The 20,151-nt window shown below is 67.1% G+C and carries 18 protein-coding genes; 11 read left to right on the forward strand and 7 right to left on the reverse strand.

The features are described from left to right. The first annotated feature begins 6 nt into the window (after positions 1-6). Positions 7-2,499, forward strand: coding sequence for a DNA gyrase subunit A (gyrA, locus tag BMY29_RS03855; protein ID WP_049989307.1), 2,493 nt, complete (start codon positions 7-9; stop codon positions 2,497-2,499). Between the two features lie 131 nt (positions 2,500-2,630). Here gyrA and BMY29_RS03860 read toward each other — a convergent pair whose 3' ends face one another. The 3 genes from BMY29_RS03860 to BMY29_RS03870 form a co-directional block, all read right to left on the reverse strand. Further along, positions 2,631-3,164, reverse strand: coding sequence for an Rrf2 family transcriptional regulator (locus BMY29_RS03860; RefSeq protein ID WP_049989308.1), 534 nt, complete (start codon positions 3,162-3,164; stop codon positions 2,631-2,633). Positions 3,165-3,307: 143 nt separating this feature from the next. Continuing rightward, entirely contained in the window at positions 3,308-4,237 is a 930-nt protein-coding gene (locus tag BMY29_RS03865) for a ZIP family metal transporter (RefSeq protein WP_049989309.1), read from the reverse strand. 161 nt (positions 4,238-4,398) lie between these two features. Continuing rightward, positions 4,399-5,079 (reverse strand): metal-dependent transcriptional regulator, encoded by a 681-nt coding sequence (locus BMY29_RS03870; RefSeq protein ID WP_049989310.1) that lies wholly within the window; start codon positions 5,077-5,079, stop codon positions 4,399-4,401. A gap of 129 nt (positions 5,080-5,208) precedes the next feature. Here BMY29_RS03870 and rocF point away from each other — a divergent pair, with 129 nt between their 5' ends. Both rocF and BMY29_RS03880 read left to right on the forward strand, forming a co-directional pair. After that, entirely contained in the window at positions 5,209-6,129 is a 921-nt protein-coding gene (gene rocF / locus BMY29_RS03875) for an arginase (RefSeq protein ID WP_049989311.1), read from the forward strand. A 114-nt stretch (positions 6,130-6,243) separates the two neighbouring features. Next, positions 6,244-7,413 carry an NAD(P)/FAD-dependent oxidoreductase gene (locus tag BMY29_RS03880; protein ID WP_049989312.1) on the forward strand — a complete coding sequence of 390 codons (1,170 nt, stop codon included), beginning with the start codon at positions 6,244-6,246 and terminating at the stop codon, positions 7,411-7,413. A gap of 90 nt (positions 7,414-7,503) precedes the next feature. On the opposite strand, the gene BMY29_RS03885 is transcribed toward BMY29_RS03880, so the two are convergent. The 3 genes from BMY29_RS03885 to BMY29_RS03895 form a co-directional block, all read right to left on the reverse strand. Beyond that, positions 7,504-8,040 (reverse strand): acyltransferase, encoded by a 537-nt coding sequence (locus BMY29_RS03885; RefSeq protein WP_049989313.1) that lies wholly within the window; start codon positions 8,038-8,040, stop codon positions 7,504-7,506. A 99-nt stretch (positions 8,041-8,139) separates the two neighbouring features. Beyond that, on the reverse strand, positions 8,140-8,967 hold the full coding sequence (locus BMY29_RS03890; protein ID WP_049989348.1) for an Nmad3 family putative nucleotide modification protein: 828 nt from the start codon (positions 8,965-8,967) through the stop codon (positions 8,140-8,142). A 147-nt stretch (positions 8,968-9,114) separates the two neighbouring features. Beyond that, a complete protein-coding gene (locus tag BMY29_RS03895; protein WP_049989314.1) occupies positions 9,115-10,176 on the reverse strand; it encodes a zinc-dependent alcohol dehydrogenase family protein in 1,062 nt (353 codons plus the stop codon). A 129-nt stretch (positions 10,177-10,305) separates the two neighbouring features. On the opposite strand from BMY29_RS03895, the gene BMY29_RS03900 reads away from it, so the two are divergent. From BMY29_RS03900 to BMY29_RS03915, 4 genes are all read left to right on the forward strand, one after another. Next, positions 10,306-11,040 carry an MBL fold metallo-hydrolase gene (locus tag BMY29_RS03900; RefSeq protein WP_049989315.1) on the forward strand — a complete coding sequence of 245 codons (735 nt, stop codon included), beginning with the start codon at positions 10,306-10,308 and terminating at the stop codon, positions 11,038-11,040. A 200-nt stretch (positions 11,041-11,240) separates the two neighbouring features. Then, positions 11,241-14,291 carry an efflux RND transporter permease subunit gene (locus BMY29_RS03905; RefSeq protein WP_049989316.1) on the forward strand — a complete coding sequence of 1,017 codons (3,051 nt, stop codon included), beginning with the start codon at positions 11,241-11,243 and terminating at the stop codon, positions 14,289-14,291. Then, positions 14,288-15,034: a TrmB family transcriptional regulator gene (locus BMY29_RS03910; protein WP_049989317.1), complete on the forward strand. Its 747-nt coding sequence runs from the start codon at positions 14,288-14,290 to the stop codon at positions 15,032-15,034. The genes BMY29_RS03905 and BMY29_RS03910 overlap by 4 nt, the downstream gene beginning before the upstream one ends. Before the next feature lie 119 nt (positions 15,035-15,153). Then, positions 15,154-15,480: a hypothetical protein gene (locus BMY29_RS03915; RefSeq protein ID WP_049989318.1), complete on the forward strand. Its 327-nt coding sequence runs from the start codon at positions 15,154-15,156 to the stop codon at positions 15,478-15,480. A 9-nt stretch (positions 15,481-15,489) separates the two neighbouring features. Here the strand turns inward: BMY29_RS03915 and BMY29_RS03920 are convergent, their stop codons facing one another. After that, positions 15,490-16,557 carry an mRNA surveillance protein pelota gene (locus BMY29_RS03920; protein WP_049989319.1) on the reverse strand — a complete coding sequence of 356 codons (1,068 nt, stop codon included), beginning with the start codon at positions 16,555-16,557 and terminating at the stop codon, positions 15,490-15,492. A gap of 140 nt (positions 16,558-16,697) precedes the next feature. Here BMY29_RS03920 and BMY29_RS03925 point away from each other — a divergent pair, with 140 nt between their 5' ends. The 4 genes from BMY29_RS03925 to BMY29_RS03940 all read left to right on the forward strand — a co-directional run bounded on the left by BMY29_RS03925 (position 16,698) and on the right by BMY29_RS03940 (position 20,147). Then, positions 16,698-17,246: a hypothetical protein gene (locus tag BMY29_RS03925; protein ID WP_049989320.1), complete on the forward strand. Its 549-nt coding sequence runs from the start codon at positions 16,698-16,700 to the stop codon at positions 17,244-17,246. 196 nt (positions 17,247-17,442) lie between these two features. Further along, on the forward strand, positions 17,443-17,766 hold the full coding sequence (locus tag BMY29_RS03930) for a DUF8134 family protein (protein WP_049989321.1): 324 nt from the start codon (positions 17,443-17,445) through the stop codon (positions 17,764-17,766). Positions 17,767-17,893: 127 nt separating this feature from the next. After that, entirely contained in the window at positions 17,894-19,672 is a 1,779-nt protein-coding gene (locus BMY29_RS03935) for a nitrite/sulfite reductase (RefSeq protein WP_049989322.1), read from the forward strand. Positions 19,673-19,859: 187 nt separating this feature from the next. Then, complete coding sequence (locus BMY29_RS03940) at positions 19,860-20,147, forward strand: DUF6360 family protein (protein WP_143067646.1); 288 nt, start codon at positions 19,860-19,862, stop codon at positions 20,145-20,147. The last annotated feature ends 4 nt before the right edge of the window (positions 20,148-20,151 follow it).

A 20,151-nucleotide genomic window follows, 5' to 3' on the forward strand; every position in this document is an offset into this window, starting at 1 on the left:
GACTACATGAGTTCAGACGTACCCGATCCAACTGACGTAGAGGCACGGGCGGTCGAAAACGTCCGCATCGAAAACGAGATGGAGCAGTCGTATATCGACTACGCGATGAGCGTCATCGCGGGTCGTGCGCTCCCCAGAGTCGAGGACGGGCTAAAGCCCGTTCACCGGCGCATCCTGTACGCGATGCACGAGATGGGGGTTTCCTCGGGCTCCTCTCACCGCAAGTCGTCCTCGATCGTCGGGGAGACGATGGGTGACTACCACCCCCACGGCGACAGCGCGATCTACGACACTCTGGTCCGGATGGCCCAGGACTTCTCGATGCGCTATCCCCTCGTCGACGGCCAGGGGAACTTCGGCTCGATGGACGGCGATCCGGCCGCCGCACAGCGGTACACCGAGGCCCGGATGTCGCCCATCGCCGAGGAACTGCTCGAGGACATCGACAAGGACACGGTCGACTTCTCCGCGAACTACGACGACCGCCTGCAAGAGCCCGACGTACTCCCCGCGGCGTTCCCAAACCTCCTCGTGAACGGCTCCTCGGGGATCGCCGTCGGAATGTCGACGAACATTCCGCCGCACAACTTAGGCGAGGTCATCGACGCAACCATCGAACTGATCGACGACCCTGATGCCACCGTCGACGACCTGATGGAGCACGTCAAGGGGCCCGACTTCCCGACCGGCGCGAACATCGTCGGCCGCGACGCCATCTACTCCGCCTACAAGACCGGCCGCGGCCGCATCCGCGTCCGTGCCGAGTTCGAGGTTCAGGAGTGGAAATCCAACCGCGAGCGGATCATCGTCACCGAACTCCCCTTCCAGGCCAACAAGGCCCGCCTGGTCGAGCGCATCGCCGAGGACGTCAACGAGGGCGAGATCGAGGGGATCTCGGACCTGCGCGACGAGTCCGACCGGGACGGCGTCCGCATCGTCATCGAACTCAAGCGCGGCGCCAACGCCGAGGTCGTCAAGAACAAGCTGCTCGAGAACCACCTCGAGCGGACGTTCGGCGTCATCAACCTCGCGCTGGTCGACGGCCAGCCCCAGGTGCTCTCGCTCAAGGAGACCTTAGAGGAGTACATCGCCCACCGTCGCGAAGTTGTCCGACGGCGCAGCGAGTACGACCTCGAAGAGGCCGAGGACCGCGCGCACATCCTTGAGGGCCGGTTGAAGGCCGTCGAGAACGCCGAGGACGTCGTGGAACTGATCCGCGACAGCGAGGACCGGTCGGCGGCCAAGGACGCCTTGCGGGAGACCTACGGCTTCTCGACGGACCAGGCCGACCACATCGTCCGGATGCAACTGGGTAGCCTCACCTCGATGGAGGCCGCCGAGATCGAGGACGAGTACGAGGACGTTCAGGCCGAGATCGAGCGGCTGACCGCGATCTTAGAGAGCGAGTCGGAACTGCTCTCGGTCATCAAGGACGAACTCCGCGAGGTCAAAGACGAGTACGGCGACGAGCGCCGGACCTCGATCGTCGAGGACGAGGGCACGGTCACTCACGAGGACCTCATCCCCGAGGAGGAGGTCTTCGTGGTCATGACCGAGGACGACTACGTCAAGCGGATGCCCATCGACGAGTTCGACCCCCAGGGTCGCGGCGGGAAAGGGATCATCGGCGCGGACGTCAAGGAGGACGACCGCGTCGCGACGGTCTTCCGAGCCAACACCCACGACTACCTGCTGTGCTTTACGAATCAGGGCGAAGTCTACCAGCTCAAGACCTACGAGATCCCCGAGATGGGCCGGACCGCCCGCGGAAAGTCCGCGGTCAACATCCTCGATCTCGATCCGGGTGAGGACATCACGGCCATCGTCGACACCGACGCCTTCGGCGACGACGAGTACGTGACGATGGTCACCCGGCACGGCTACGTCAAGCGCACCGCCGGCGAGGAGTTCGACAACATCCTCTCGACGGGGATCATCGCCGCCGACTTAGAAGAGGGCGACGAACTCGTCGACGTCGAGGTCACCGACGGCTCGAAGGACCTGGTCATCGCGACCGAACACGGCATGACGATCCGCTTCGACGAGGACGAAGTCCGCCCGATGGGCCGCAACGCCCGCGGCGTCAACGGGATCAAACTCGAGGGCGACGACGCCGTGGCCGGCCTGGTCGCGACCGGCGAGGGCGACGAACAGGCGCTGTTGACGGTCACCCGGAACGGGTACGGCAAGCGGACGCCGCTCGCGGAGTATCGCACGCAGTCCCGATACGGCAAGGGGCTAATCGACATCAAGACGGGCGACCGCAACGGGCCCGTGACGGCCGTCAAGGCGGTTTCGGAAGACGATCAGCTCGTTCTGATGAGCGAGGACGGCCAGATCGTGCGGAGCCGCGTCGACGAAGTCTCGACGGTCGGGCGCAACACGATGGGCGTAATCGTGATGGACGTCGAAGACGGCGACGCAGTCGCGAGCGTCGACGTGATTCCGGCCGCGGCAGCCGCCGACGCTGACGACGAAGCGGTCGACGAGACGAACTGAGCGATCCGCCGCCGGGATCGCAGAGAGATAGAGACTCGCTCTCCTCCGCGGCATGTCACCGTCTCTCGTTATTCGGGCGCGCGAGAGCGATCGCTAGAAGAGAAAAGCGGAGAAAACCGCATTCCGTCGACTTAGTGGTTCGGCTCTTCCGCGGGCGCGACCATGTCGTCGATCCGCAGGATGAGGATGTTGTTCGTGTCGTCCTTGCCGTCGACGGTTCCGTCGATGACGAGCTTCGACAGCGGCGTCGGGCCGACGGTGACGTCGTCGTCCTCATGGATGTCGCTGAGCGAGCCCTGAATGTGGATCTCGGCGCGACAGAGTTCCGGATGGTGGACGCTCGAGAGGTCGATTTCTTCGATAATCGTGTCGGTAACGGGTTCGCCCTCGTGTTGCATCGGGACAGAGGCGGGATCGTCCATCTGCTGGATCTCGAGGGCCTCGTACGCCGCGGCCGTCGGTTTGTAGCCGCCTTTCGGACCGGGTACGCCTTCTACCAGCTGGAGCGCTTTGAGACTCTGCATCTGGTTGCGGATGGTCCCGGGGTTGCGGTCGACCTGTTCGGCGATGTCCTCCCCCTTGATCGCGTCCTCGGACTCCTTGTGGAGGTTCGTCAGCGCGCGGAGGATTTTCTTCTGGCTCGGGGTGAGTTCGATCGATGACATAGATATTTATTCGTATTTGGTTTCCTTAAACCCGGCGGGTGAGCCCCGCCGTTTCGTCGGGATCGGACGGTTAACACCGGGCCCGGGAAGATGTTTCTCTTTGGATCCGCCCGAGACGGCTGGCATGCGTTTACTTCCCGTACTCACCCCGGAACGAGCAGGTCGACCACCACTCCCCCGAGGACGTCCTCGAGGAGGAGCATCAGTGCGAAGCCGACGGCGAACGTCGCCACGTTGGTCCGGGTGACGATCGCCTCGGCATCGAACCGAATGAACTGCCCGAGTTCGACGAGGACCTGGCCGATCGCGCCGACGGCGACCGCGTAACAGGCGACGGCGATCAGCGCGGAGCCGGCAAAGCTCCCGAGCCAGCCGCCGAGGATGACAGGGCCACCGGCCAGCAGCCCCATCGCGGCGAAGTGACGAAGCGGCGGCGCGGCACCGTCGCGGGCGACCGCCGACACCACGATCGGCCCCTCCATCACGTTGTGCATCACGAATCCGACGACCAGCAGAGAGACCAGGCGACCGTTGCCATCGACGACCGCGGTGCCGATGGCCAGGCCCTCGCCCATGCTGTGGAGACCGAGCGCGACGGCCACGAGATACGCGACCGCCAGGCCGGTCCGCTCGACGTCGACTGTCGCCTGCCGGCGCCATTCGCTGAGCGCGTACATGGCGCCGAAGGTGGCGAGCAGGCCGGCGCCGGCCACGAGCGTCGCGACCGACGGGCGGCCCGCAGCGCCGGCGTTGGCGGCGATCTCCGCGACCATCTCGAGGCCGATGAAGGCGAGGACGCCGGCCGAGAGCGCGAGGAAGGCGTGGATGTACCGGTCGTCGAGCCCTCTGATGACGGGGAACCAGCACATCCCGATCGCGACCGGGACGATGCCCGCGAGCGTGCCGATCCCGGTGAGCAGCCACAGGAGTTCGGGTGTACTCGCATCTGCGGCTGCGGCGAGGTCGCCGAACGGCGTCGATAGGGACAGGAGGGCGACGACCACTCCGAGCAGGGCGACAGGCGCCAGCGCCTGTACCCAGCGAGGGGGATCGACCGGGGTCCGACCGCTCATCTCACGGCCACACCTCCGCGGCGTCGGGCGTCGTACTCATCGGATCATAGTTAGACGGATCTAATCCTTATATGTTTTCCACGCACGGGCGACTAGAGTGTATCTAAATCAACCCTCGATACGATATCGTAGCTGAATGTAACGCGATTTCGGCCCGTCGCCTACGGTTCGGCTTCCGCGAGCGCCGACACGCGGACGTGGTGGGCGACGGACTCGGGCAGCGACACGGGCTCGTCGGCCTGGTCCGAGCGCGCGGTCACCATGCCGAACGGCGCGATCTCGAGGATTTCGAGCTCGACGCCCGGCTCGACGCCGTGCTCGGCGAGATACGAGAGCACCGCCGGGTCGCGGTCGGCGACCTCCGCGACGGTGACGACGGCCCCTTCCTCGAACTCCGAGATGGCCCGACCGGCGGGACGCTCCGGGGGTTCGAGGTCGGCGCTGGGGATCGGCGAGCCGTGCGGGTCGACATCCGGTTCGCCGAGGGCGTTGGCGACGCGGGCCTCGAAGTCCTCGCTGATGTGGTGTTCGAGCCGGTCGGCCTCGGCGTGAACCTCCGACCAGTCGTAGTCTAAGTGTTCGGTGAGGTACGCCTCGAGCAGCCGGTGGTGGCGGACGATCTCGAGGGCGACGGTCTCGCCCTCCTCGGTGAGGGTGACGCCGCGGTACTTCTCGCGGTCGACGAGGTCTCGATCCTCGAGTTTGTCGAGCATGCTGGTGACCGTCGGCGACGTGACGTCCAACTCCTCCGCGATCTCCGAGGTCTTGATCCGCTCGTCGCTCTCGCGTTGGAGCTGGTAGATGACCTTCAGATAGTCTTCCATCACGTCGCTCATCATCATGCTGTCCCGGCTTTAGACGCGTCTAACCCTAAAGGTGTCGCCGACAGCTTGGTGCGAGAATCGAGCCCGGGAGAGCGGACGGGAACGACGAATCGCCACGACCAAACCGGGTGCTGGCGAAGGAAGCGTATGAGCCGAACCGTCAGAATCATCGGCGCGCCGATGGACTACGGGGCGAACCGACGCGGCGTCGACATGGGACCGTCCGCGATCCGCTACGCCGACCTGGCCGACGGCCTCGAGGCGGCGGGCGTCGAGCCGGTCGACGACGGCGATCTGTCGATGCCGCGGGCGGAAGAGCGCGATCCGGACGTCGGCCAGCCCAGCCGGGGGAACGCGAAGTTCCTCCGGGAAGTCGAGGGGGTCTGTACGAAGCTGAGCGATCGCGTCGCGGCGACGCTGGCCGACGGCGAGTTCCCGCTCGTGCTGGGCGGGGACCACTCGCTGTCGATCGGCTCGCTCGGCGGCTCGGCGCGGGAGACCGACCTCGGCGTCGTCTGGTTCGACGCCCACGCCGACATCAACACGCCCGAAACCTCGCCCAGCGGCAACGTCCACGGGATGCCCCTGGCCGCGGCCCTCGGCCGCGGGCTGTTCGGCGAGACCGACTGGGCGCCCGCGCCCGGGTTGCGAGAATCCTCGGTCGCCTACGTCGGGCTTCGCAGCATCGACGAACAGGAGCGCGAACTGATCCACGACAGCGAGTTAACCGCCTTCACCATGGCCGACATCGACGAACGGGGCATCTCCGCGGTCGTTCAGGACGCCCTCGACGTGGCGACCGACGGCACCGACGGCGTCCACGTCAGCCTCGATCTCGACTGGCTCGATCCGAAGACCGCGCCTGGCGTCGGGACGCCCGTCCGCGGCGGCGTCACCTACCGGGAGGCTCACGCCGCGCTCGAGACCCTCTCTCGGCGCGACGACCGCGAGGGCTTCCTCCGGTCGATGGACGTCGTCGAGGTGAACCCCATTCTGGACGAGGCCAACGAGACAGCGACGCTGGCCGCCGAACTAACCGCGAGCGCGTTCGGCAAGCGCATTCTGTAAGGCCGCGTCGCCGCGGAGCAGCCCGAGAATGTCGATCCGCAGACGTTTGTGAGGGAGGAGCACACTGATTCTCGTTCCAACACCTTTGTATCATAGTGTTTCGCAGTGTCGTGTATGACCGAGAACGTCGTCGTGCTCGGTGCCGGATACGCCGGCACCGGCGCGATCACAACGCTCCAGTCGGAGCTCGGGGGCAACGCGCGGTTGACCTGGATCGCAGACGTGGACTACCACCTCGTGCTGCACGAGGCCCACCGCGTGATCCGCGATCCGTCCGTCCGCTCGGACATCACGTTCCCCGTCGACGAGGTCGCGGCCCCGTCGACTAGGTTCATTCAGGACGAAGTCACTGGTCTCGACGTCGACGAGCAGGTCGTCGAACTCGCCGACGGCGACGACGTCGAGTACGACTACGTTCTGGTCGCGCTCGGCAGCCAGACCGCGTTCTACGGAATCCCCGGTCTCAAGGAGCACTCCCTGACACTGAAGAGCTTAGACGACGCGCTCGAGATCCACGAAGCCGTCAAAGAGGCCAGCCAGGAGGCAACCCGCGGCGAGCCCGCACAGATCGTCATCGGCGGCGCCGGCCTCTCGGGCATCCAGACCGCCGGCGAGATCGCCGAGTTCCGCGACGAGCACCGCGCGCCCGTCGAGATCCATCTCGTCGAGGCGCTCGAGGAGATCTTCCCCGGCAATGATCCGGAGATCCAGCAGGCCCTGCGCGACCTGCTCGAAGAAGCCGGCGTCCACATCCACACGGACGACCCGATCACCGAGGCCACCGACGAGCAGATCGAATTCGACGAGGGCGAGCCCCTCGAGTACGACATCCTCGTCTGGACCGGCGGAATCACGGGCCGGGACGCCCTGAACGGCGCCGACCTCGAGAACGAGCACAACCGGCTCACCACCGAAGCCAACTTCCAGACCTCTAACGAACGCGTCTTCGCCATCGGCGACTCCGCGGTCATCGACCAGGGCGACCAGCCCGCACCGCCGACGGCCCAGGCCGCCTGGCAGGCCGCGGACGTCGTCGGCGAGAACATCGCCCGCGCCATCGAGAACCGTCCGCTGAAGACCTGGGAACACGAGGACAAGGGGACCGTCATCTCCGTCGGCGAGAAGGCCGTCGCCCACGACGTCAAGCCAGCCATGGGGCTGTCGCTGCCCGTCGACACCTTCGGCGGCGTGCCGGCCCAGACGCTCAAGAAGATGATCGCCGCGCGCTGGATCGCCGACATCACCTCCTGGAACGAGGCGCGCAAGTCCTGGTCGTCGCTGTAAGCGCCGCCGCCGACCCGACTACCGACCCGTATTCTCCGCTCGTTTTGGTTTTCGGTTCTCCGTTCTCGGATCGAACGCGACCGGGCAGTCTCAGGTCCGCGAGTCGTCCGCATCGCTCGACTCGCCCATCGGTTCCGCCGGCACGCCCGCGACCGTCGTCCCCGGCGCCACGTCGCGGGTCACGAGCGAGTTCGCCGCGACGCGGGCGTCCGCGCCGATCTCGACGCCAGGCAGGACGATCGCGCCGGCCCCGATCATTGCCCGCTCGCCGACGACGACCTCGCCGGTCCGGTACTCGTCCTGGAGGAACTCGTGACAGAGCAGGGTCGCGTCGTAGCCGACGATGGCGTCGGCCTCGACCGTGATCAGGTCGGGCCAGAAGACGTCCGGCGTGGCCTCGAGTCCCCAGGAGACGCCCGGACCGACCGTGACGCCGATGCGGCGCAGGAGCCAGCGCTTGAGTCGGAGGCTCGGCGAGATCCGGACGAGCCAGACGACGACGTAGTTGATCGCGACCCGGAGGGGGTGGCGGGCGGTCGTCCAGTGGGCCAATGAGTTGCGCGGCCCGGGCGTCGCGTGGCGGGCGATGCGCTCGTGGCGCGGCGTCGCGTCGTCGGAAGTCGTCACTGGCACACCGTTTGACGTGTCGGTACATGAAACCGATCGATGCGGAGTGCGGTGTGTCGGCCGGCGGACGATCACGATCGCGCCGACGAGCGACCGCAGCTACGGCGTCTCCGACCGCTCAGGGGACGGATCGGGGGCGGCGGACCGCTCGCCGGGAATTCCGACCAGATCCCGGAAGGCGGATCCCGAGAGGGCGCAGCGATAGGCGGGCTTGAACATCATGTTCGCTCCGCCGGCGCGAACGTTCCACGCCGACTCGATCTCGTCGCGCAGGTAGTACTGCGGCCGTTCGTTGCCCTCCCTGACGTAGTAGTCGCTGAGCCGGATCGGATCGCGCTCGAACAGGCCGCCAGGCTCGCGGCCGTCGACGATGACGACCGGTTTGTCGAGGTAGAGGTCGCCGTCGCGGGCGCGTTTCGCGTGGGCGTTCTCGGGATGCGCATCCAGGATCGCCTGGCGTTCGGCCGGCGGCGTCTCGGGGCCGACGACGACCGCGCGGTCGACGGTAAAGTACCCGATCAGGTAGCGGTGAGCGCGGTCCCCGCCTGGCCGTCGCAGCCCGGCGTAGAAGCCGACGACGTCGCCCGGTTCGAGCGCGCGCAGCCGCGAGACGTAGCCGCTGGTCCGGTGCTCGCCGTAGGTCAGCGCCTCGAAATTTGGGTCGCGATGCAGCGGCCACGACTCGAGCGCATCGCCGGCGACGGACTCGGCGCCGTCGTGGATCGGCTGCGGGGTGATGCGGGTCGTCAGGTCGGCGGCGACGCCATCGCCGACCCGCAGGTCCCACGACCCGAGGGTCTCGGATTCGGTCGTCTCGCGGGTCTTCTCCGGGATCGGCACGTACTCGAAGCGCCCGTCGTCGTAGAGCGGAGCCAGCGCGCCGACGTTCGTGCTATCGGCGCCGACACCGGCGAGAACGACCGTCATTGGTGGGTAGTCGATCCGTCGGGCCGACACGGCGATAAACCCGCCGATAGCGCGCGCCGGACGCGGCGTCGACCGGACGCCCGTCGCGGGAACGAGCACAGCACATCGACCGTCGCCAGGCGACAGCGACGGCGGACCGTCCGGCGGTCAGAACTCCGTAACGACCTCGATGCCGCTCGTCTCGTACTCGGTCATCGCGGCGAGGCGGTCGGACACGTCCGCGAGGGCGACCCGCCGGGTCACCAGGCGCTCGGGCTCGAGGCGACCGGAGTCGATCAGCCGGAGGAGTTCGTCGTAGCGCGAGGGCGGCATGCCCCGCGAGCCGACGACGGTGACGTCCCAGCGGGTCAGTTCGTCGATCGGAAGGGCGATCTCGCCGCGCTCGGCGTCGGTCGTCAGCCCGATCTGGACGTGCGTTCCCCGAATCCGGAGGCAGTCGAGGCTGTTCCGACAGGTCTCGGCGCGGCCGAGCGCGTCGACCGAGACGTGGGCGCCCTTCTCGGTGATCGATTCGATCTCGTCCGGCACGTCGTCGACGGCGGCGCCGTTTACGGTCGCGTCCGCACCGAGTTCGGTCGCTATCGCGAGTGGCTCCTCGCGGACGTCGACCGCGATCACGCGCGCCCCGAGTGCGCCCGCGATCTGGACGGCCGCCAGGCCGAGCCCGCCGCAACCGTGGACGGCGACCCAGTCGCCCGCGCCGACGTTGGCGCGGTGGGCCAGCGCGTGGAAGGCGGTGACGTACCGACAGCCGAGCGCGGCGGCCTCGGTCGCAGAGACGCCCTCCGGGAGCGCGGCGACGTTGAACTCGGCGTGGGGCACGTGGATCCGCTCGGCGAAGGCGCCGGGGACGTTCGGCTCGAACCCGAGCGCGTAGCCGTCCTCGCAAACGTTTCCGTGGCCGTTCCGGCACTGATAGCACGAGCCCTCGCCGAGGTTGAACGGGACCGCGACCCGATCGCCCGGCGCGAGCGTCTCGACATCCGCGCCGACCTCTGCGATCCGCCCCGCCGGCTCGTGGCCGAGGATCTGTCCGCGAGGCACTCGATCGTCGGCCCACTCGCCGTGGCCTCGCCAGGCGTGCCAGTCGCTGCGACAGATCCCACAGGCCTCGACGTCGACGACGACGCCGTGGGGGTCGAGTTCGGGCGGATCCACCGACCGGATCGCGAGCGACTCTCCGTACTCCTCGAGGACTGCAGCGCGCATACGGGCAGGTCGGCCGCCGCCGAGTTATACGTTCGCTGTTGGCGGCGGTCGTCGGTGACCCGCCGTCGGCGACCGACGATGAACCCGCGAGCGGTACCCTTTATCGGCCCGGGCGTGCCACTTCCGCGTATGCGCGTTACCTTTCTCGGCACGGGCAGCGCGATGCCCACCGGCGAACGCTTCCAGGCGGGAATCCTCGTGCAGGACGACGGCCGAACGGTGCTCGTCGACTGCGGCGCAGGCGCCCTCCAGCGGCTCCAGCAGTCCGGCGTCGGCTACGAGAACGTCTCGACGGTCCTCCTAACTCACCACCACCTCGACCACGTCTCGGACCTCCTGCCCCTGATGAAGGCCCGCTGGCTCGCCGGCGAGGAGCACCTCGAGATCGTCGGCCCGCAGGGGACCAAGGGCCTGGTCGACGACCTGCTCGACGTCTACGAGTACATGCAAGACAAGATCGACCTGCAGGTCCGAGAGGTCGTCCCCGGCGAGTTCTCGGTCGCGGGGTTCGACGTCTCGGCCTACGAGACCCGCCACTCGCTGCCGTGTCTCGCCTACCGCTTCGGCGACCTGTTCACCTTCAGCGGCGACAGCGAGGCCTTCGCCGGCCTGGCGAACTTCGCGGAGGGGTCGGCGATCCTGGCCCACGACTGCTCGTTCCCGGACGACGTCGACGTCTCGAACCATCCCACGCCCGAGCGCCTCGGGACGGAACTGGCCGGTCGGGAGATCGGACGGGTCTACCTGACCCACCTCTATCCCCACACCGACGGGCGCCACGAGGAGATGCTCGACTCGATCGGCGCCCACTACGACGGCGACGTCCGATTCGCCGAGGACCTCCAGACTGTCTCGATCGAGTGACCGGATACCGCCGCCACTGCGTCGGCTCCTCTCGACGGGCCTCTTGACGATAATTCTTCGTTACGTTGGTTCTCAGACCCGGTACCGATAGAATAGCGTACTGATACGAAGACCGAACACGTATATACGATTGAGTTTGTAGGATCATAACAACAGATGGCCTCAACTGACTTCGGACGAATCGATCGAGAGGTGAACGGATGAGTCTCCCGGACCGACTCGCCGACGCGCTCACCGCACATACGCGCGTCGTCCTCGTCGTTCTGCTGCTTGCGACGGCCCTGGTCGGCGCCGGCATGCCGATGGTCGACGACGACTCCTCGCTCGACCAATTCGAGAGCGACTCGGCCGAGGCACAGGCCCTCGAACGCATCGAGGGGAACTTCACGAGCGACCAACAGGAGAACGCGACCAACGTTCAGGTGATCTCCCGCGACGACAACGTTCTCACCAAGGAGTCGCTGCTATCGTCGCTCGAGTTCCAACAAGAGATTCGAGCGAACGAGTCGATCAATTCGACGCTCGTCGAGGACCAGCCGATCACCGGGGTCGAGAACGTCGTCGCCATCACGGCGATTCGCAACGACCAGGCCGCCGACCTGAATCAGACGAGAGCGGGACTCGAAGACGGGCTCAACGAAACGGTTGGCCTCCAGCGCCAGTACGAGCAGTTAAACGAGTCGTCCGACGAGTCCGATCCCGAATATCAGCAGCAAGCGGCCGAACTCGAGGCCCAGTTCGACGCCGTCGTCGAGAACGCGACGGTGGGACTCACCGAGAACCAGACCGCCGAGTACGAGGAAGCGGTCCGGCAGGCCCGCCAGATCGAATCCCAGCGCTACGAGATCCGCTCGCAGACCGAGTCGCCGGAGGAGAATCCCGAGTACCAACAGCTGTCCGACCAGCTCGAGGGCGTCTACCAGGCGGGGACGTTCGGCGTGCTCGAGGACGAGTACGCCGCACTGGAGAGCGACGAGCAGCCGCCGATCGACGAGCAGATCGAGGCCCTCGAGAACCTCGACGACGAGGAGTTCGAGCGAACGATCGAGGAAACCCTCTCGGGTGACGCCGACGATAACTTCGCGATCGCGTTGATGGCGACGTCCTACGATCCGGGGAGCACGCAGGCCGACGTCCGGATGACGTCGCTCACGCAGTCGTCCGACAGCGACGGCGCAGAAGCGGAAGCGATGGGCGGCGTCGACGACCGCATCGTCGAGAGCCAACTTCAGCTCCACGACCTGGCGGAGAGCCAGGGGCACGAGCAGGAGTACCTGGTCTTCGGTAGCGGCGTCATCACCGACGAGATCGACCGCTCGATGGGCGACAGCCTGGCCATCGTCGGTCCGCTCGCGCTGCTGTTCGTCGTGGTCGCCCTGTTCGTCGCCTACCGCGACCTGCTCGACATCGTCCTCGGCGTGGTCGGCATCGCCGCCGTCCTCGTCTGGACGTTCGGCTTCATGGGCTGGGCGGGGATCGCGTTCAACCAGATGTTCGTCGCGGTGCCCGTCCTCTTGATCGGGCTGTCGATCGACTACGCGATTCACGTCTTCATGCGCCACCGGGAGCAGCGCGAGACGCGGAGCCGCTCTGAGACGCAAGCGGACGCCGGGACCGCCGGCGACGTCCGCGGCTCGATGACGGTCGCGCTCGCCGGCGTTGGCGTCGCCCTCGTCTGGGTGACGGCGACGACCGTCATCGGCTTCCTCTCGAATCTGGTCAGCCCGATCGGTCCCATCCGCGAGTTCGGGATCGTCAGCTCCGTCGGCATCGTCGCCGCGCTGATCGTCTTCGGCGCGCTGATCCCCGCCGCCAAGGTCGAGTTCGACGAGTTCCTCGAGGCCCGCGGGATCGATCGCCGCAAGCGCGCGTTCGGGACCGGTGGCGGCCGCTTCAGCGAGCTCCTGACGGTCGGCTCGACCGCCGCGCGGAAGGTCCCCATCCTCGTGCTCGTGCTCGTGCTCGTCCTCTCCGCCGGCGGCGCCTACGGCGCGACCCAGGTCGACACCAGCTTCGAGGAGGAGGACTTCCTCGCCGAGGACCCGCCGGCCTGGACCGAGAACCTGCCGGGCGGGATGAGCCCCGGCGAGTACCACGCCAAGAACGACCTCGAGTTCGTCAACCAACACTTCCAGCGCGAGGGTAGCCAGGCGCAGCTCCTCGTCGAGGGCGAGGTCGACGACCCCGACGCGCTCGCGCAGATCGACGCGGCACGCGACGACGCCGCGGAGAGCAGCGTCGCCTACGAGTTGGCGACCGGTGAGGAGGACGTCCAAGATCCGCTGTCGACGATGGAACGGGTCGCCGCGCAGAACGAGTCGTTCAACGAGTCGTTCCACGCGGCCGACACCGACGACGACGGCGTCCCCGACGAGAACGTCTCGGCGCTGTACGACCAGCTGTTCGAGACCGACGAGGAGGCCGCGAGCCAGGTCCTCTCCCGGACCGACGGCGGCGACGGCGGAGACGAGTACGACGCGGCCCGCCTGGTCATCGGCGTGGAGGGCGACGCCAGCGCGGCCGACACGACGGACGAGATGCGCGACATTGCCGACGGAATCGAGGACGGGAGCGACGGTCGCTGGACCGCCACCGCGACCGGCGATCCGATCGTGAGCCACATCGTCGAGCAGGACTTGCTCAACACCGTCCTCGAGAGCCTGCTGATCACGCTCGTGGCCGTGTTCGCCTTCCTCGCGGTCGCCTACTGGCTGACGGGCAACAGCGCGTCGCTGGGCATCGTTACGCTGCTCCCGGTCGCGTTCTCGGTCAGCTGGATCCTGGGCACGATGTACCTCATCGGCATGCCCTTCAACGTGTTGACGGGGATGATCACGAGCCTCACCATCGGGCTCGGTGTGGCCTACAGCATCCACATCAGCGCCCGCTACTCGCTCGAACTAGAGCGTCAGGGCAACGTCTGGTCGGCGCTGCGGACCACGGTCACCGGGACCGGCGGCGCACTGCTGGGCAGCGCAGCGACGACCGTCGGCGGGTTCGGCGTCCTCGCGTTCGCGATCCTGCCGGCGCTCCAGCAGTTCGGCATCATCACGGCGCTGACGATCACGTACGCGTTCCTCGCGAGCGTCGTCGTCCTGCCGGCGTTGTTGGTGCTGTGGACCAGGTACTTCGGGCCGGAGGTTTCCTTCGATCCGTCAGGTGCGAGCGGGCCGACGCCGGCCGCGAGCGACGGCGGAACACCGGCGTCGGCGGCCCACGACGGATCGAAAAACGACGGTGACGGCGAATGACCGACGACGAGAACACGGCGGTTGACGCCTTCGAAGGGCTCGGGCTGACCAGCTACCAGGCCAAGGTGTTCATCGCGCTTCACCGGCTCGGTGCGGGGACGGCCCGCGACGTCGCCGACATCACCGACGTGCCCCGGTCGCAGGTCTACAGCGTCGCCGAGAGCTTGGAGGAGCAGGGGCTGCTCGAGGTCCAGCAGTCGAATCCGATCCGGTACCGGCCGGTCAGCGTCGACGAGGCCCGGGAGACGCTGCGCGATCAGTTCGAGCGCGAACAGGACCGGGCCTTCGAGTACGTCGAGTCCGTCAGGGACGACGCCGCCGGGGAGGAGACTCAGGAGGACATCTGGACGGTTCGCAGCCGCGATCGGATCGACGATCGAGTCGTCGACCTCCTCTCCGAAGCGGACGAGAAGATCGTCTTCGGGACGCGACTCCCCGAACTCGTCACCGACGCGATCGAGCGGGTCCTCGCTGAGCGGGCCGCGGCCGGCGTCTCGGTCCACGTGATCAGCAGGACCGACGCGATCCGCGACCGCCTCGGCGCGCTCGAGGGGGTGACCGCCGAAATTCCGCCGTTCTACCGCGAGGAGGAGGAGCGATCGGGACGGTTCGTCGTGGTCGACGACGACGGTCTCCTGTTGAGCGTCGTCGGCGACGACGGCAGCGAGACGGCGATCTGGAGTTCGGGCTCGCTGTTCGCGTCCGTCCTGATCCAGCTCATCGAGGCGGGCGACGAACTGTAGGCCGTTTCGGGGGTCGGTAGCCGCTCGGCGGCGCGGTTCGTCGGACCGCCAGCGGCCTGGTCCGTGCCGAAGCGGTTGCAAGCACGCAGCGGATATCGGATCGCTCACCTAAGTTCGACATGGTCGAGCAGCACGGCGACGTGTACAAGGGTCGCGCCTGGTTGCTGTCGGCGCGCGGGACCGTCCTCGCGCCGATCGTGCGATGGTGTCTCCGGCGACCGTCGCCGTACCGGGCCATGATCGTCCCGACGCTCGTCTCGCTCCTCTCGACGGGCGTCTGTTACTGTCTCGTCCGGTTCGCCGCGGCCAGCGTCATCCCACCGGCGGTCGGTATCGGGTTGACGCTGCTCGTCTTCTGGCCGCTGGCGCTGGCGGCGGCGCTCGTCGCGGACATCATCCAGAAGGAACACAAGTTGCGGGGGCGCTCGCGAGACGGCGCTCGATAGCCGTCCCAGTTACTCGAGCCGGTACCGGAGCAGCGCCGCGATCCCGCCGAGGTTGGCGAGTTGCTGGCCAGGCGGGAACTCGCTCGAGAAGACGGTCACCTCGCCGCCTTTCTGTTCGGTCGTGCGGACGATCTCGTCGGCGTCGATGTGCCACTCGCCCTCGGGGCCGCGTTCCTTCCGGAGCCGGTCGTCGAGAACGAGCAGGCGATCGATCGCGCCGAACTCGGCGGCCTGCTGGACCTGCTCGGGGCCGTAGGCCGCCTTCGCGCCCTCGGCGATCCGCTTCGTGAGTTCGTCGATGTACTCGGCCTCGCTCTCGATGCGGGTCTCCTGTTGGACGTCCGCGACGGCGCCGCGCTTTAACACCTCGTGGACCCCGCGGTCGCCGACGCTTGCCGTGTCGACCATCGTTACGTTTTCGGCGACCGCGGGCTCGTTGTCCTCCAAGTACTTGTAGGCGTCCTGCTTCGTGAAGCCGGGGCCGGCGAGGATGACCGCGTCGGCGTCCTGCCGTTTGAGCACGTTGCCGAGCTCCGAGAAGAGCTCCGAGCGCTCGCGGGCGTACTCGCCCTTCCCCGTGGGACCGGTGATGGTCGCCCGCTCCTCGGTCCCGTACTGGGCGACCGTGTGGACGTGCGCCTGGCCTTCCTCGACGGTCGCGATGGCGACGTCCGGGTTCTCGGTGGCCTCCTCGGCCTCCTCGAGGCGTGCCTTCTGATCGGGCTTGAACCGCTTCTCGATGGAGAGCTCGTCGCGCTCCTCGACGTTCAGCGTGTGGTGGAAGCCGAGTTGGTCCTCGCGCGAGCAGGCGACGATCTCGCCGCCGACACGCAGCCGGTTGGCGAACTTGTGGAACTCGATATCCTCGACGGCGATGGCGACCCACATGTGTTCGCGCTCGCCGCCGGTGTCGCGCATCTGGTCGTCGTTGCGCTGGATCCGGCGCGTCGTATCGCCCGCGACGCGGTCACCGGGCTCGAGGACGTACTGCAGGTGCCAGAGGTCGTCCACGCTCTCGGGGACGACGGTAACCCGTTCGCGTCCGCCCTCGACCTGCTCCCGGTCTTTGATCTGCATGCGCCTGGCTTCGCGGGGCGGCGGTAAGTGGACTGCGATCCCTCGACGATCGGTTCGTGGCGGGGTCAGCCCCGAATACGCGGTCGGCGGAGTTCGACGTTTGGCGGCAGCGTTATCTCCGTTACGAGCCACTGTATACCATGAGGCTAGCACACGTATCTCTCTTCGAAGACTTCGGGACGCGCTCGCTTGCGACCCACGCACTCATGGTACTCGCACTGGCGAACGGCATCTTGGCGGGACTGTTCGTCGAGGGGCAACTCGGGCTCGTCTCGTTCGTCTCGCTACTCGGTTTCACCGCCGGGTTGTGGATCGCACAGTCGATTCACTCGCTCGGGAACGCGGCGTCCGACGGCGAGTACGAGGGTATCCTGAACGAACTCGTCGACTCGACCGGTGACGAGCGGAGCCAAGGATTCGATACCGGTCGGTTCGGCCGGCTGCTCGCACTGATCGCCGCCGTGACGGCCGTCTCGCTGTTGACCTCGGCACAGGTCCTCCCAGGGACGATCCTCCCGATCGCGATCGTCGCCGTCGGCAGTATCGCCGTCGTGACCGCGATCATCGGCTTCCTGATCGCCCTCGGTGCGTCCTACGACGCGGCCCAACGGGACACACTCGAGCGGACCGCTCCGATCGGAGCAGTATCGTCGGAGGACGACCCGGCCGAGGAGAGCATGGACCAGTAACGGCCACCGATTTCAGCCGAGAAGCGAGCACATCTCGTCCGTTCCGAGATAGCTTTCGGAAGATAGTGCCGCTATTCCGCATCCGGTTCTCGACAGTCTCTCTCCCATCCCACGGACGATTGCCGTCCGCATCGGCGTCGCCGGTAAGCATTGCCCGGGGCGACGGACGAAGGCCCGTGGGCCACGAACCGTTCGTATGACGATCGCACTGCGGACGCTCGACGACGGCGCGTGGATCAGCGTCAACGACAGCCGTCAAGTGAGCGTCAGCGACGTCTGGGCGCTCTCGCACGGAGTCTTCTGTGATTGCGAACCCGCGTACGTCCTTCTCGAAGCGTTCGTCGACGTGGACGTCGACGGCTCGATCGTGGTCGCGGACGCCGTCGGGCAGTGTCTCGAGTGCGGCACTCGGGACCCGATCGACCGGTTGCCCGTCGGCCGCATCGTCGACGGCGAGTTTCGACCGTACGGCCCCGAGAGCATTCAATGGCGCGTCGAACCCGACGGTGAACCAGCGTGAGATGGGACAGCAGACTGCGGACAGGGAACGAGACTCATAGTGGCAAGGACAGCCGCAACCAGTGAGATCCGGGGAGAACTGACGACAGAAAGGGAGGCTTATACGCTCCCACCATATAACGGCTCCAATGGTCAGCGACGTCGAGCAGTGGAAGGACGAACTATACGGCACCGACATTCGCGACGAAATCGAGCGCTTCGCCGAGGAAGGGTGGGAGTCGATCCCCGACGACGAGCAGGACGCCTGGTTCGAGCGGTTCAAGTGGTTCGGTCTGTACCACCAGCGAGCCGGCCAGGAATCGTACTTCATGCTGCGGATCGGCCCGCCAGGCGGCGTCCTCGAACCGGGTCAGTTCCGGCGGATCGTCGAAATCGCGGACGAGTTCTCCCGCGGCCCCGCCGAGAACCCCGAGTTCGGCAACGGCTGGCTCGACGTGACGACTCGCCAGGCCATTCAACTGCACTGGATCCGCCTGGAGGACATCCCCGAGATCTTCGAGCGGCTGGAGGACGCCGGCCTCTCGACGGTTCAGGCTTGCGGGGACTCGTGGCGCAACATCGTCGGCTGTCCGGTCGCCGGCAAGGACAAACACGAGCACGTCGACGCGGGTGCCCTCGCGAACGAGCTCCACGACACCTTCAAACAGAACGAGGCTCACTCGAACCTGCCCCGGAAGTGGAAGGTGTCGGTGACCGGCTGTGACGAGGGCTGCGGGCAGGGCGACATTAACGACCTGGCGTTCGAGCCCGCACAGAAGGAGATCGACGGCGAGACCGTCACGGGCTACAACGTCCGCGTCGGCGGCGGCCTCTCGCGCAACGAACCGCGGTTCGCGCGCAATATCGACGTCTTCGCCACGCCGGACCAGGCCGTCGAGGTCGCCGGCGGGCTCTCCGCGCTGTTTCGCGACCACGGCGACCGCGAGGACCGCTACAACGCGCGCATCAAGTTCCTCGTCGACGAGTGGGGGCCGGAGAAGGTCCGCGACACGCTTCAGGCGGACTACGTCGACTTCGAACTCGAGACCGCGGGCGAGGACCTCCGCGACTCGTACTCGTACAACGCGGGCGAGGCCGACGGCAAGCACGACCACGTCGGCGTCCACGAGCAGGTCGACGGGAACTACTACGTCGGCCTGAACGTCCTCGTGGGCCGGATCGGCGTCGATGAGGGGTACGACCTCGCCGACGCGGCTGAGGAGTACGGCTCGGGCGAGGTGCGGCTGACCCAGCGCCAGAACATCATCTTCACCGACGTCGCCGAGGAGAACCTCGACGACCTGCGCGCGGAGCCGGTCCTCGAGGAGTACAGTCCCGATCCGCACCCGTTCCAGCGCGGCTCGATCGCCTGTACCGGGACCGAGTTCTGTTCGCTCTCGATCGTCGAGACGAAGAACCGCCAGGTCCGGTTCGCCCGCTGGCTCAAGGCGAACGTCGAACTGCCGGAGGGCGTCGAGGACTTCCACATCCACCTCTCGGGTTGTACCGCTTCCTGCGCTCAGCCCCAGATCGCTGACGTCTCCCTGCGCGGCATGAAGACGCGCAAGGACGGCGAACCCGTCGAGGCCCTCGACATCGGCCTCGGCGGCGGCCTCGGCGAGGAGCCCCAGTTCGCCTCGTGGGTCACCGAGCGCGTCCCCGCCGACGAGGTGCCCGGCGCGATCGCGAACCTCCTCGAGAACTTCGCCGAAGCGCGCGAGAGCGAGGAACAGAGCTTCCGCGAGTTCGTCCTCGAGCGCGACGACGAGGAACTCGCCGAACTGGTCGAACCCGAGGAGACCAGCTACGACGACCCGTACATGCACAACACGAAGCGCACCTGGTACCCCTACGTCGAGGACGACGGCCTCGATGCGAGCCCCGCGCCGGCCCGCGCCGACGGGACGCCGATCACCTCGGACGACTGATCGACCGACCGCCGAATCGCTCTTCGGGTTCCGTTTTCCGCCGTTTCGCGGTCTTCGTATCGAATAGCGATAGCGGGGCTAGGACTGCGGAGCACGCGACCGCTGCGAACAGTTCGACGAGCAGCGCGGTTACTCCGCGCGTTCGTCCCTCGTGTTGACTAAGTGCGTTCGCCTGCTCCCGTACGATATGACCGACCGACTGATGAAGGTCAACGCCTACACGACGCTCGACCTTGTCGACGCCGTCGCGACGGGCCAGGACTTCGAGACCGAGGCGTTCGCCGTCGCGAACGCGACGTCCGATAAGGAGAACCCCGACTGCGTTCGACTGCAGTTCGAACTCGACAACATGACCGAGGAGCACCTCCCCGCACATATGGAGGAACTCGAACTGACGGCCGACCAGGCGCGGACGCTCGCGTCGGCCCTCGAGAAACACGCGACCCGCGTCGAGGAGGCGGCTGTCGACGAGTGAGACC

The sequence above is a fragment of the Natrinema salifodinae genome, assembly GCF_900110455.1.
Lineage (GTDB): Archaea > Halobacteriota > Halobacteria > Halobacteriales > Natrialbaceae > Natrinema > Natrinema salifodinae.